The sequence below is a fragment of the Caulobacter sp. BE254 genome, from assembly GCF_031457295.1.
In the GTDB taxonomy this organism is placed as follows: domain Bacteria; phylum Pseudomonadota; class Alphaproteobacteria; order Caulobacterales; family Caulobacteraceae; genus Caulobacter.
Window position 1 is genome coordinate 176,606 of sequence record NZ_JAVDWJ010000009.1, and the last position, 13,586, is coordinate 190,191.

General features: G+C 68.0%; 8 protein-coding genes. 5 read left to right on the plus strand and 3 right to left on the minus strand.

Features of this window, described 5'->3' with window-relative positions; translation table 11 throughout:
- The first annotated feature begins 168 nt into the window (after nucleotides 1-168).
- The 5 genes from J2X41_RS17045 to J2X41_RS17065 are packed head-to-tail and all read left to right on the plus strand — an operon-like array spanning nucleotide 169 to nucleotide 8,510.
- Nucleotides 169-2,541 (plus strand): glycoside hydrolase family 127 protein, encoded by a 2,373-nt coding sequence (locus tag J2X41_RS17045; RefSeq protein ID WP_310083370.1) that lies wholly within the window; start codon nucleotides 169-171, stop codon nucleotides 2,539-2,541.
- Nucleotides 2,538-3,584 carry an Ldh family oxidoreductase gene (locus J2X41_RS17050; protein ID WP_310083372.1) on the plus strand — a complete coding sequence of 349 codons (1,047 nt, stop codon included), beginning with the start codon at nucleotides 2,538-2,540 and terminating at the stop codon, nucleotides 3,582-3,584. Before J2X41_RS17045 ends, J2X41_RS17050 begins: the two co-directional genes overlap by 4 nt.
- 2 nt (nucleotides 3,585-3,586) lie before the next feature.
- A complete protein-coding gene (locus J2X41_RS17055; protein ID WP_310083375.1) occupies nucleotides 3,587-5,374 on the plus strand; it encodes a DUF885 family protein in 1,788 nt (595 codons plus the stop codon).
- Nucleotides 5,364-6,938 carry a family 43 glycosylhydrolase gene (locus tag J2X41_RS17060; RefSeq protein WP_310083377.1) on the plus strand — a complete coding sequence of 525 codons (1,575 nt, stop codon included), beginning with the start codon at nucleotides 5,364-5,366 and terminating at the stop codon, nucleotides 6,936-6,938. The genes J2X41_RS17055 and J2X41_RS17060 overlap by 11 nt, the downstream gene beginning before the upstream one ends.
- Before the next feature lie 54 nt (nucleotides 6,939-6,992).
- Complete coding sequence (locus J2X41_RS17065; protein WP_310083381.1) at nucleotides 6,993-8,510, plus strand: glycoside hydrolase family 27 protein; 1,518 nt, start codon at nucleotides 6,993-6,995, stop codon at nucleotides 8,508-8,510.
- Nucleotides 8,511-8,661: 151 nt separating this feature from the next.
- On the opposite strand, the gene J2X41_RS17070 is transcribed toward J2X41_RS17065, so the two are convergent.
- From J2X41_RS17070 to J2X41_RS17080, 3 genes are all read right to left on the minus strand, one after another.
- Nucleotides 8,662-11,397, minus strand: coding sequence for a TonB-dependent receptor (locus J2X41_RS17070; protein ID WP_310083384.1), 2,736 nt, complete (start codon nucleotides 11,395-11,397; stop codon nucleotides 8,662-8,664).
- A 459-nt stretch (nucleotides 11,398-11,856) separates the two neighbouring features.
- Nucleotides 11,857-12,498, minus strand: coding sequence for a GntR family transcriptional regulator (locus J2X41_RS17075; RefSeq protein WP_028041317.1), 642 nt, complete (start codon nucleotides 12,496-12,498; stop codon nucleotides 11,857-11,859).
- A gap of 83 nt (nucleotides 12,499-12,581) precedes the next feature.
- A complete protein-coding gene (locus tag J2X41_RS17080) occupies nucleotides 12,582-13,580 on the minus strand; it encodes a 4-hydroxyproline epimerase (protein WP_310083387.1) in 999 nt (332 codons plus the stop codon).
- Between the last annotated feature and the right edge of the window lie 6 nt (nucleotides 13,581-13,586).

Here is a 13,586-nt window from a genome sequence, read left to right on the forward strand (position 1 = left end):
TGGCTTGGAGCCGGAACGGTTGCGTCTTCGCCGCTCCGCTAGACGGGGGGAATCCCGGCGCAATCCCCCATAAGGGTTCGGCTCGTCGCCTTTCCGGCAGCGCCAGATTGACGAGCAGGGGGTGTGACCTTAAGATCGTATACGGTATCAAATATTGGGGGAAGACCGATGGCGACACGCCGTGATCTGATGCTGGCGGCCGCGGCGTTCGCCGGCCTGGCCCAGCCGATCAGCGCCCTGGCCAAGGCCCGCGGCGCGTCCCTTCCCGCCAAGGCCGCGCCATTGCCGCTGTCGTCGGTCCGCCTGCTGCCGTCGGACTACGCGACCGCGGTGGAGGTCAATCGCGCCTATCTGCTGCGGTTGAGCCCGGACCGCCTCCTGCACAACTTCATGACCTTCGCGGGCCTGCCCGCCAAGGGCGAGATCTATGGCGGCTGGGAATCCGACACCATCGCCGGCCATACCCTGGGCCACTACATGTCGGCCCTGGTGGTCATGTACGAGCAGACAGGCGACGCCGAATGCCGCCGACGCGCCGACTATATCGTCAGCGAGCTGGCGAGAGCCCAGGCCAAGCGCGGCACGGGCTATGTCGGCGCCCTGCAGCGCAAGCGCAAGGACGGGACGGTCGTCGACGGCGAGGAGATCTTCGGCGAGGTGATGAAGGGCGACATCCGCTCGGGCGGGTTCGACCTGAACGGCTCGTGGTCGCCGCTCTATACCGTGCACAAGACCTTCGCCGGCCTTCTGGACGTGCATCGCGCCTGGGGAAACCCGCAGGCGCTGGACGTCGCGGTGGGCCTGGGCGGCTATTTCGAGCGCGTGTTCGCGGCGCTGAACGACGAGCAGATGCAGACCCTGCTGGGCTGCGAATATGGCGGCCTCAACGAGAGCTACGCCGAGCTCTACGCCCGCACCGGTGATCGCCGCTGGCTGATCGTCGCCGAGCGGATCTACGACCGCAAGGTGCTGGACCCCCTGGTCGCCCAGCAGGACCAACTGGCCAATTTCCACGCCAACACCCAGGTGCCCAAGCTGATCGGCCTGGGGCGGCTCTACGAGCTGACCGGCAAGCCGCAGGACGCGGCGGCCGCGCGGTTCTTCTGGACGACCGTGACCCAGCACCACAGCTACGTGATCGGCGGCAACGCCGACCGCGAGTACTTCGCCGCGCCCGACACCATCGCCGCCCACATCAGCGAGCAGACCTGCGAGCACTGCAACACCTACAACATGCTCAAGCTGACCCGGCAGCTCTACAGCTGGCGGCCGGACGGCGGGCTGTTCGACTATTATGAGCGCGCCCACCTCAACCATGTGATGGCGGCGCAGAACCCCAAGACCGGCGGCTTCACCTACATGACGCCGCTGCTGACCGGCGCGGACCGGGGCTATTCGACCAATGACGACGACGCCTTCTGGTGCTGCGTCGGCACCGGCATGGAAAGCCACGCCAAACACGGCGAGTCGATCTTCTGGGAAGGCGAGGAGACCTTGCTGGTCAACCTCTACATTCCGGCCGAAGCCCAGTGGAAGGCGCGCGGCGCGGGCCTGAAGCTCGAGACCCGCTATCCCTACGAGCCGGAATCGCGCCTGACCCTGACCAGGCTGGCCAGGCCCGGACGCTTCACGATCGCCCTGCGCGTTCCGGGTTGGGCGAAGGGCCAGGCCAAGGTCAGCGTCAACGGCCTGGCCGTCACGGCCGAGATGGCGGGCGGCTACGCCCTTGTGGACCGCCGCTGGCGGACCGGCGACGTGGTGGCCATCACCCTTCCGCTCGACCTGCGCCTGGAAGCGACGCCGGGCGACGATTCGACGGTGGCGGTGGTGCGCGGACCGATGGTGCTGGCGGCCGACCTGGGTCCCAGCAGCGAACCCTGGAAGGGCGTGGATCCGGCCTTGGTCGGCGAGGCGGTGCTGGCGGGCTTCCAGCCCACGGCGCCGGAAAAGGCCCTCTATGTCGCCCGGGGCGTGGGCCGGCCCGGCGATCTGAACTTCGTGCCGTTCTACAGCCAGTACGAGCGCCGCAGCGCCGTCTATTTCAAGCGCTTCACCGAGGACGCCTGGAAGACCGAGGAGGCCGCGTTCCTGGCTGACCAGGCGCGGGCCAAGGACATCAGCGCGCGGTCGGTCGACATCATGCACCTGGGCGAGATGCAGCCCGAGCGCGACCACAACCTGACCTCCGAGCTGTCCTATCCGGTGGCCTATCGCAACCGCAACGGCCGCGACGCCCGCTCGGGCGGCTTCTTCGAGTTCGACATGAAACTGCGGCCCGGCCCGCTGATCCTGCAGGCGACCTACTGGGGCGACGAGCGCAAGCGCGACTTCGACATCCTGGTCGACAACGTCAAGGTCGCCTCCCAGCACCTGGAGGCCGACCGTCCGGGCAAGTTCTTCGACGTCGAATATCCGCTGCCCGAGGCCCTGACCAAGGGCAAGACCAAGGTCCGGGTGCGGTTCGTACCGCGTGAGCGCAGCACGGCGGGGCCGGTGTTCGGCGTGCAACTGTTCGCCGCCAAGCCCGCGTCCACGGCGTGAGCCGGCAGGCGGGGGGCGAGGTTCCGGACACCGTTCGGCTTTCGCTCGATGACGTCCGGGCGCTGGCGCATCAGGTCCTGGGCGCCGCGGGCCTGTCGCCGGCCCACGTCGACGCCGTCGCCGAGACCATGGTGGCCGGCGAGCGTGACGGCTGCGCCTCGCACGGTGTCTATCGCCTGCTGGTGGCCGCCAACAGCGTCGCCAAGGGCGTGGTTTCGGTCGACGCCGAACCGGTGCTGGACGAACCGGCGCCGGCCCTGGCGAGGGTCGACGGCGGTGGCGGCTTCGCCCAACTGGCCTTCGAGCGCGGGCGCCCCGTGCTGATCGACAAGGCCCGGCGCTTCGGGATCGCCGCCCTGGCCCTGAACAACATCGTGCATTTCGCGGCCCTCTGGCCCGAGGTCGAAGCGCTGGCCCGTGAAGGCCTGGCCGCGCTGGCGTTCACGCCGAGCCACGCCTGGGTCGCGCCTGAGGGCGGCACGCGTCCGGTGTTCGGCACCAATCCGATCGCCTTCGGCTGGCCGCGGCCGGGCCGGGACCCGTTCGTCTTCGACTTCGCCACCAGTGCGGTGGCCCGGGGCGAGATCGAGCTGCATCGCAGGGCGGGTCGCCCCGTACCCAACCACTGGGGCTATGACGCCGACGGGGCCGCCACGACGGTGGCCGAGGCGGTGCTGGGCGGCGCGATGCGCACCTTCGGCGGCCACAAGGGCTCGGCCCTGGCGGCGATGGTGGAGCTTCTGGCCGGGCCGTTGATCGGCGACATGACGAGCCAGGAGTCGCTGGCCGCCGACGCGGGACGCGGCGGTTCGCCGATCGGCGGGGAGCTGATCATCGCCCTGGATCCGGCGGGCTTCCTGGGCGGGGCGCTGGCCGACCACCTGACGCGGGCCGAGGCGATGTTCGAGGCGATCGAGGCCCAGGGCGCACGGCTGCCGTCGCAGCGCCGCTATGCCGCGCGGGCCCGCAGCCTGCGCGAGGGCGTGGTGATCCCCGGCGCGCTCCACCGGGACATCATGATGTTGCTTGAGCAGAAGGGCTGAAGATGCGGCGAACCGGGCTTTTCGATACGGCGGTCGTGTGCGTGGCGGCGACCGCGCCGATGCTGGTCGCTTCCTCGGCCCTGGCCAGTCCTCCGACCGCACGGGCCGGTTCGGCGGACAAGCGCTTCGAGGCGATCTCCGGCGAGGAATACGCCTGGCGCCTGGCCCAGACCGGACCCAGCGAAGACGGCCCCAAGACCGACGCCTTCAAGCTTCCCGATGTCGGCCCGGCGATCCAGGCCGCGCGGCTGGCCCGCTGGACCACGGTGGCCCGGCAGTTGGCCGACCTGCCGGTTGCCAAGCTGTCGAAGAAGAACCAGGTCAACTACGCCGTCTACAAGGGCCAGATCGACGCCCTGCTGGCCGAGCAGCAGTACCGCGAATACGAAAAGCCGCTGAACGCCGACAGCAGCTTCTGGGGCGACGTCGCGGAATCGGCGCGCGGCAGCTTCAGGACCGAGGCGGACTATCGCGGCTACATCGCGATGATGCGCGACATCCCGCGCTACTACGACCAGCAGATCGTCAATATGCGGGCCGGACTGGCGCGCGGCTTCACCCCGGCCCAGGTGACCTTGCTGGGACGCGACGCCGGCGTGGCCCTGGTGGCCGACGCCGCCACGCCCGAGGCCTCGCCCTTCTATGCGCCGTTCAAGACCCTGCCGGCCAACATCCCGCCGGCCGTCCAAGCCGCGCTGCGCCGCGAGGCGGCCGAGGCGATCACCCAGGCGGTGGCTCCCGCCCACGCCCGCTTGCGGGCCTTCCTGCGCGACGACTACATCCCCGGCGCGCGAAAGACTCTCGCGGCCCACGATCTGCCCGACGGCAAGGCCTACTACCAGTCCAAGATCCGCGAGTTCACCACCACCGACCTGACGCCGGACCAGATCCACCAGGTCGGCCTGGCCGAAGTCGCCAAGATCCGCGCGCGGATGCTGGACGTGATGAAGGAGGTGAAGTTCGAGGGCGACCTTCCGGCCTTCCTGACCTATCTGCGGACCGACCCGCGCTTCTACGCCAAGACGCCGCAGGACCTGCTGGACCGCGCCGCCTGGGACGCCAAGAGCTTCGACGGCAAGGCCTCGCAGTGGTTCGGCCACCTGCCGCGCAGCCGCTTCGCCATCCGCCCGGTGCCCGACGAGATCGCGCCCTTCTACACCGGCGGCCGGGGCGGCCCGGGCATCTACCTGGTCAACACCTACAACCTGCCGTCCCGGCCGCTGTACTCGCTGATGGCCCTGACCCTGCACGAGAGCGCGCCGGGGCACGCCTTCCAGATGCCGCTGGCCGCCGAAAACAAGGACCTGCCGGCCTATCGCCGCGACACCTACCTGTCGGCCTATGGCGAGGGCTGGGCGCTGTATTCCGAGGCGCTGGGCGAGGACATGGGCCTGTACGAAACGCCTTACGACCGGTTCGGCATGCTCAGCTACCAGATGTGGCGCGCGGCGCGGCTGGTGGTCGACACCGGCATCCACACCCAGGGCTGGAGCCGCGAGCGGGCCCAGCAATATCTGCACGACAACACCGCCATGGCCGACCACGAGATCCAGACCGAGGTCGACCGCTACATCGCCTGGCCAGGCCAGGCGCTGTCCTACTACATGGGCATGCTGGCCTTCGTCGACGCCCGCAAGCGGGCCGAGCAGGCGCTGGGGCCGAAGTTCAACATCCGCGCCTTCCACGACGCCGTCCTGGAGCTGGGCTCGGTCCCGCTGCCGGTGATCGACGCCCGCGTCGACCAGCTGATCGCCGACGGCGGCAAGGGGCCCTATCCCGATGAGGAATGACCTGGCCCCGGTCGCCTGGAGCGCTGGCCTCGCCTGTGCCCTGGCGACGCTGACGCCGGCCGCCGCCCAGCCGGTGGCCGTGCACGCCGTCGGCAACCCGATCCTCGCGGACGGCCGGTACTATTCGACCGACCCCGCCCCGGTGGTGGTCGGCGACACCCTGTGGATCCTGGCCGGCCGCGACGAGGCCCCGGCCGACGTCAACGACTTCATCATGAACGCGTGGCAGGCGCTTTCGACCCGCGATCCGGCGTCGGGCGACTGGCTGCACTATCCGGCGATCGCGCGGCCCGAGGCGGTGTTCCGGTGGGCCGAGGCCGGGCGGGCCTATGCCGGCCAGATCGTCCCCGGCCGCGACGGCAGGTTCTATCTCTACGCCCCCGTCCTGCAGGCGGTGAGCGACGCCAAGGACCGCTTCGCCATCGGCGTGGCCGTGGCCGACAGCCCCGCCGGGCCTTGGACCGACGCCCACCCGGCCGGGCCGATCGTCTCGCAGACGACGCCGGTCGCCAACGACATCCAGAACATCGATCCCACGGCGATCGTCGACGACGACGGCCGTGTCTACCTCTACTGGGGCACGTTCGGCCAACTGCGCGGCATCGAGCTGGCGGCCGACATGGTCACGCCCAAGGGACCGGAGGTGAAGGTCGACAGCCTGGACGGCTTCTTCGAGGCCCCCTGGCTGATGAAGCGCAAGGGCGTCTACTACATGCTCTATGCCGGCAACCGGGCCGGACCGCGGTCGGATTGCACGCCGGCCGTCTACCATGCCTGCATCGCCTACGGGACCGCCCCGTCGCCCCTGGGGCCCTGGACCTATCGCGGGGTGATCCTGCGGCCGGTGTCCTCGACCACCTCCCACGCCGGCGCGGTGGCGTTCAAGGGCCAGTGGTGGCTGGCCTACCACACGGCCGACGCGGCCGGCGGCGGGCACTTCCGCCGCAGCGTGGCGATCGACAGGATGGACTGGGACGACCGCGTCAGCCCGCCGGCCATCCTGCCGGTCACCCCGACCAAGCGCCCGGGGCCGCCGCCGGCGCCGACCCGCAACATCGCGGCGATGGCGACGCCCACCGCGTCCAACGCGCCCGTGCCGGTGCAGTACTGGATCAAGGCGCTGAACGACGGCCTCGTCCGCGACGCGCCCCTGCCGCCCGACCTGTGGGGCAGCTGGACGCCGCACAACCCCGCCAGCCAGTGGATCGAGTACCGCTTCGACCAGCCGGTGACCCTGAACGGCGCCCGCATCCGGTTCTGGGCCGACCAGCCGGCCGGGTCCGGCGTGGGCGTCGCCCCGCCCAAGGCCTGGCGGATGGAATACTGGGACGGGGGCTGGAAGCCGGTTCGCGCCCCCAAGGGCTTCGGGACCGGCGTCGACGGTTTCCAGTCCGCCACGTTCGCGGCGGTGACCACCCGGTGCGTGCGCGCGGTGTTCGACGCTTCCGGCGCCCAGGGAACCTATGCCGGCCTGGCCGTGCAGGAGTGGGAAGTCCTGGCCCCGACGGCCCAGGCGCCGCGCGCCGGCAGCGGCTCGGCCCCGGCCTGCGACGCCCAGCCCTAGACCTCGACCAACGCCCGGCTCGGGCGCGCGCCTTGAAATGGAACGGAGAACGCCATGCTTCGCGGCCTGATGACGCTTTCACTGGGGATCACAGTCCTGGCCGCCGGGACGGCGCGGGCGGCGACGCCGCTGGACGGCGTCTGGCTGTTCGACGACGCGCCGTCCTATCCGGGCGTGACCATGGTCAAGCTGTCCAGCGAGGGCGGCAAGCCTCATGGCTTCGTCACTACGGCCTGGTACGGCCCGATGGAGATGCGCAACCTCGTGGTCCAGGGCGGCAAGGCCACCTTCGAGCTGCGCAACCTCAACGACAAGGATCACGCCACCCGGCAGTGGACCGCGGTGCTGACGGGCAAGGCCCTGAAGCTGTCGGGCGACATCTGGTACGCCCATGTCGAGCAGGCGGGGCGTCCTGGGACCGCCGCGGACGCCCGCGCTCGCGCCTTCAGGACCACCGCCTTGCCGCCGCTGGGAACCCTGGCGCCCGACGGCCTGGCGCGGACGCCGCCGATGGGCTGGAGCAGCTGGAACAAGTTCGCCGAAAAGATCGACGACAAGACCGTGCGCGCCATGGCCGACGCCCTGGTCGCCACCGGCCTGCGCGACGCCGGCTATGTCTATGTCAACATCGACGACGGCTGGCAGGGGACCCGCGGGCCGGACGGCGCGATCCGGCCCAACGAGAAGTTCCCGGACATGAAGGGCCTGGCCGACTACGTCCACGCTCGCGGACTGAAGTTCGGCCTCTACAGCGCGCCGGGGCCCAGGACCTGCGCGGGCTATGAGGGCAGCTACGGCCACGTCCAGCAGGACGCCAAGACCTTCGCCGACTGGGGCGTCGACTATCTGAAGTACGACCTGTGCTCGGGCGAATGGTTCTATGACGACGCCGACAAGGTCCAGCGCACCTACTACGAGATGGGCGCGGCGTTGCGGGCGACCGGGCGGCCGATCGTCTATTCGCTGTGCGAGTACGGACGGTTCGAGGTCGGGGCGTGGGGGCGCAAGGTCGGCGGCCACCTGTGGCGCACGACCGGCGACATCACCGACGACTATGCGACCATGGCCAGGATCGGCTTCGACAAGAACGGCCGCGCCGAGCACGCCGGCCCCGGCGGCTGGAACGACCCGGACATGCTGGAGATCGGCAACGGCGGCATGAGCCATGACGAGTACGCCACCCACATGACCCTGTGGGCCATGTCGGCCGCGCCGCTGATGATGGGGCACGACCTGCGCCAGAGCAGTCCCGAGGTGCTGAAGATGCTTGAGAACCGCGAGGTGATCGCCGTGGACCAGGACGCCTTGGGCGTCCAGGGCAAGGCGGTGCGGCGCGAGGGTTCGACCGAGGTCTGGACCAAGCCGCTGGCCGACGGCGCGGTGGCGGTGGCCCTGTTCAACCGGGGCGAGGCGGCGGCGACGATGGGGCTGCTGCCCAGCGACGCGGGGAAGAGCGGCCTGACCGCCGTGAGGGACCTCTGGCGCGGCGTCGACCTGCCGGCTGGATCGCAGAACTTCCAGGTCCCCGCCCATGGGGTCGTCATGCTGCGTGTGACGGGCGGGCAGGGCTGAGGGGCGCTCCACCCCCATCCTCGTCCTGAGCTTGTCGAAGGACGAGGACGGCCGCGCCGCTTCCGTGCAGCGGTCAAAAAAATGGGCTGGCGACAAGCCAGCCCAAGGGGGGGAGGGGCGCCGCCCTGAGGCGGCAATGCGGTGAAGGGGATCAGTAGCGGAAGCGGGCGCTGATCTGCACGGTCCGAGCCTGAACCCTGGCGCCGAGGGGCAGCATCCGGTTCTGGCCCCAATAGACGTTGTTGTTTTCCTTGGTCAGGTTGGTGCCTTCGACGCTGAGCGTCAGTTGCTTGAGCGGCGTCCAGTTCACCGCCGCGTCGAGACGTTTGGTCGCGTCGTTGTACGGCGAGTATTCGGGATTGTCCTGGTAGACCGTGATCTTGTAGCGGTCACGATAGTTGTAGGCGACCCGGGCGCTGAACTGCGGCGTGTCGTAATAGAGCGCCAGGTTGTAGGTATATTTCGAGGTGCTGTCGGCATCGAAGACGCCCGGGATCAGCCGCTGTTCCGGCGTGAAGTCGGTGTATTCGATCGTGGCTTTGGCCATGTAGGTGAAGTTGGCGCTGGCGCCGAAGTTATGCAGCTTGCCCGGCAGGAAATCGAAGAAGCCGGAGGTGTTGAATTCGTAGCCCTGGAACGTTCCCGGGCCCGCGTTGCGAACCTTGGAGACGATCGCGTCCTTGCCCAGTTCCGGGACGAACTCGGTGCGCGAGGCCCAATAGATGTAGGCGTCGGGCTTCTTGAGGAAGGCGCCGAGCGAGACGATTCCGCCGCGACCGAAATAGTATTCCAGCGAGGCGTCGTAGTTCTGCGAGCGGTTCGGCTTGAGGTCCGGGTTGCCGGAGTCGACCCGGCCAGCGAGCGTGTCGATCGTCTTCCAGGAGGACATCTGCAGGAAGTCAGGGCGCTGGATGTTGTAGGTGTAGGCCAGGCGCAACTGGACCTTGGGCGTGAAGTGAATGACGCCGTTGAGGCTGGGCAGCACGTCGACATAGTCGCCGCCCCCAGTGGTCGGTGTGGTGATGACCACGACGCGACCGGGGTCTTCCGGCGTCGGCGACTTCTCGATCGAGTATTTGGTGCTCTCGATCGTGCCCTTCGTCTTGACAACGCGGACACCGAACACGCCGTCGATCGGGAAGCGGCTCTTGACCCCGTAGTTCAGGTTGAAGAAGCCGGCCAGGGACTTCTCGTCATCGACATAGCTCTGACCCAGGTTGCTGGGCGGCTTTTCGGTGTCCCAGCCCGCGGCGGTGCGGAACGCGGGCAGGTTGGCCATGATGTCCTTGCCGGACAGGTGGTACCAGGACGGCGAGAAGTCTCCGACCTCGAGCCTCGAGGTCTCGACGCCGACGCCCTGCGCGAAATTGGCCAGACCGCTGGTCGGGAAGGTGTCGCGATAGCCGTAGTCGCGGGTGGTGTGGCGATCATTGTAGCGCAGGCCGACCATCACGCTGCGGAAGAACTTGTCCTCGCTCAGGCGATAGGTCGCGTCGGTGGCGACGACGAATTCGTGGCTCTTGGCATAGGTCTGCTCGTCGTGCGCCTGGAAGAGCCGGTAGTTGTCGACCTTCGACAGGTCGCTGGTGGGGACGGTGATGTAAGGGCCGCGGCCCGGCACCTTGTCGGAGTTAAAATCGACATTGACAGTGTTGATCGGATTGCCGCCGGCGTCCAGGAAATGCGCCAGGGTCAGGACGCCGTAATATTTGGTGTCGCTCCAATTGTACTGCGTCGAGGCGTTGATCTGGAGTTTGTCGTTGTGCCAATGCATTTCGGCATTGGTCGTATAGTTGTTCGACGTCACTTCCTCATAATAGGACTGGGCGCTGGCGTCGACGCCGACCGCTCGGTTGAGGGTCAGGGACTGTACGGTGCGGTTGTCGTCGGCCAGGACCACGTTCGAGACCGTGCTCTCAGGATCGCGGGTGGTGACGTGCAGGCGGTCGCGCGCGCGCTTCTCCTTGCTGCCGAAGTAGGAGCCTTCGACGACGAAGTCGAGGTGCTCGTCGACGCGCCACTGTCCAACCAAGTTGATCGACGGGCGAGTGATCTTGCCTTGCTCAACGCCGTAGTTCACCGCGTAGGGCGCGATGATGTTCTTCTGGTTCGCGGGCAGCGACGCCAGGGAGGGGGTATTGTCGAAGAACTTGTTGGGCGACTCGCTCTCGACGAAGTCTTCCTCGTAGTTGTTCTTGGTGTAGGAGCCGTTGATCAGGAAGCCCATCTCGCCGATCCCGGTGTCGAAATGGTCGCCGACCAGCAGGCTGGCGTAAGGGCTCTTGGTGTCGCCGGTGCTGCCGTAGACGTTCTTGAGGCTGCCGGCGACCGTCAGGCCGTTCTTCAGATCTAGCGGACGGCGCAGTTCGACATTGACGGTGCCGGCGATGCCGCCTTCGACCTGGTCGGCCGTCCGGGTCTTGTAGACCTGGACCGATTTCAGCAGTTCGGCGGGGATGTCGGCCAGATTGGCCGACCGGCCTTCGCCGACACTGTTGCTGTTGCCGTTGATGGTCGTCGAGACGCCCTGCATCCCGCGGATGGTGATGTTGGTCCCTTCGCCGTGGATGCGCTCGATCTGGACGCCGGTGACGCGCGACAGGGCTTCGGGGACGTTGTTGTCGGGCAGCTTGCCGACGTCTTCGGACTCGATGGATTCGACGATCTGGGCCGAATTCTTCTTTCTCTTCGTGGCCGCGTCCAGGCTGCCCCGGATGCCCTTGACGATGACGGTGTCGACCTGCGTCGCATCGTCGGTCTTGGCGTCGTCGGCCGCGGTGGCGTTGGCCTGCGCGTCGGTCGACTTGATGTCCTGTGCGACGGCCGGCGAACATAGAGTGATCGCGATTAGGGCCGTCGCCGCCATCATGGCGTGCCTGCTGCTCATGGACTGTCCTCTCCCCTGACAATTACCAGGTCGCAAATTGGACATATCCGCGAGGTCGCGTCAAAAAGATTATACAATATACATTCGACGATCTGACAAATGCCGCACCGGGCACCGGTCTTGCCGCAAATCCGAGATGTCGAACTGGTGTCCATGCAGTAAGTTGTTTTTGTAGAGTTTTTGTGGATTTAAAAGCCCGCGCGAGGGGCTGCGAGCACTATGGGCTCGGCTGGAGCGCGTCATTCTGAGAGCAGGCGCAGCGTGACCAATTCCGGTCAGGGGCAGGAAGAAAACGCCTTTCCTTGCGCTTGTCCTGCAAAGGAGACCGACGTTATCCTTCTGATAAGTCGGACAATTTAGGCGCTCGCGACGAGCCTTGCGTCCCTATCGGAAAGGGGGCGCGCGTCGACGCCCCGAAAAATCCCGGGTCACCGTATGAAATCAGAGATTTTCGAGTCGTCAGGCCGACAGTTGCTGCTTCAGGTCCGCCAGCGTGCCGAGGATGTGGTTGACGGTCAGCGCCTCGACAGCCTTGGCGTCGCCGCGCGTCCAGGCGGCAAGGATCTCGCGATGCTCCTGGCTGGCCCGCTCGTCGCGCCCCATGGGCTCCAGGTGCACCCGCACATAGCGTTCGGCCAGGATCTGCAGCCGCTCCATCAGCTGGAAGGTGATGTGCCCGCCCGGCCGCACCAGCGCCAGGTGGAAGGCGCGGTTGAAGCTGACATGGTCGCCGTCGGGCTTGGCCAGTTCGGCCTCGAGCGCCGAGAGCGCCTTCTCGGCGGCGGCGTGGTCGGCCGGGGTGGCGCGCAGGCAGGCCTCGGCGACCGCGCCCGGCTCGAGCTTCAGGCGCAGGGCGAAGACCTCGCTGGCCTCGTCCGTCGACAGGTCGCGAACCACATAGCCGCGGTTGGGGTAGGAGCTGAGCAGGCCATCCTGCTCCAGGCGGCCCAGGGCTTCGCGCAATGGAATCTTGCTGACGCCGAGTTCGGCGGCGATGACATCCTGGCGAACGGCGGTTCCGGGCTGCATCGCGCCGACCAGAATTCGGCGCCTGACGATCTCGTAGGTCTGATCGGACAGCGTGCGGACGACGATGTTCATGGGCGCAGGCTGAACCTCTTGGCGGACCGCTCCCGTGCGGTGCGAGCCCTATCGTATACTAGACGCCGCCGGTCGGCGGGAGTCTAGATCACCTGAAAACCGGCCCAGAACGGGTCGGCGCGGTCGATCCACAGGGTGTTGTGGCCGGTGGCGATCGCCGATCCCTGGATCGAGGGAATGATCGCGGCTCGTCCGCCTAGTTCGACCTGGGCCTCGACGCGACCGATGAAGCGGCTGCCGATGATGCTCTCGTGCACGAAGGCGTCGCCGACCTTCAGCCGCCCCTTGGCCGCTAGGTGGGCCAGGCGCGCCGAGGTGCCCGTGCCGCAGGGGCTGCGGTCGATGGCGCGGTCGCCATAGAACACCGCGTTGCGGCCGTCGGCGTCCGGGGCTCGGGGTGCGTCGGCCCACAGCACGTGGCTGACGCCGCGGATGGTGGGGTCCAGCGGATGGACCGGCTCGACCTTGTCGCGGACCAGCGCGCGGACGATCGGGCTGAGGCGCAGGATCTCGGCCGCCCCCAGCGCGTCGATGCCGGTGTAGGCGCCCTGGGGCTCGATGATGGCGTAGAAATTGCCGCCATAGGCCACGTCGACCATCAGCGGGCCGAAGCCCGGCACGTCGATGGCGATCCCTTCCTCGGCCAGATAGGCCGGGACGTTGCGGATCTTCACCGCGGTGACCCTATCGCCCGCCGTCTCATAGGCGATGTCGATGACGCCGGCCGGAACCTCCAGCCGCAGCTTGCCCGGCTCGCGTGGCGTGATCAGGCCGTTCTCCAGGGCGAAGGTGACGATGCCGATCGTGCCGTGACCGCACATCGGCAGGCAGCCGCTGGTCTCGATGAACAGGACGCCGGCGTCGCAGTCGGGCTGGGTGGGCGGATAGAGGAAGCCCCCCGACATCATGTCGTGGCCGCGCGGCTCGAACATCAGGCCGGTGCGGATCCAGTCGAAGCGGGCGAGGAAGTCCTGCCGCCGTGCGCTCATCGTATCGCCGCGCAGCAGCGGGGCGCCGCCGGCCACCAGACGCACGGGATTGCCCGCCGTGTGGCCGTCGATGCAGAAGAACGTGTGACGCATGGACTT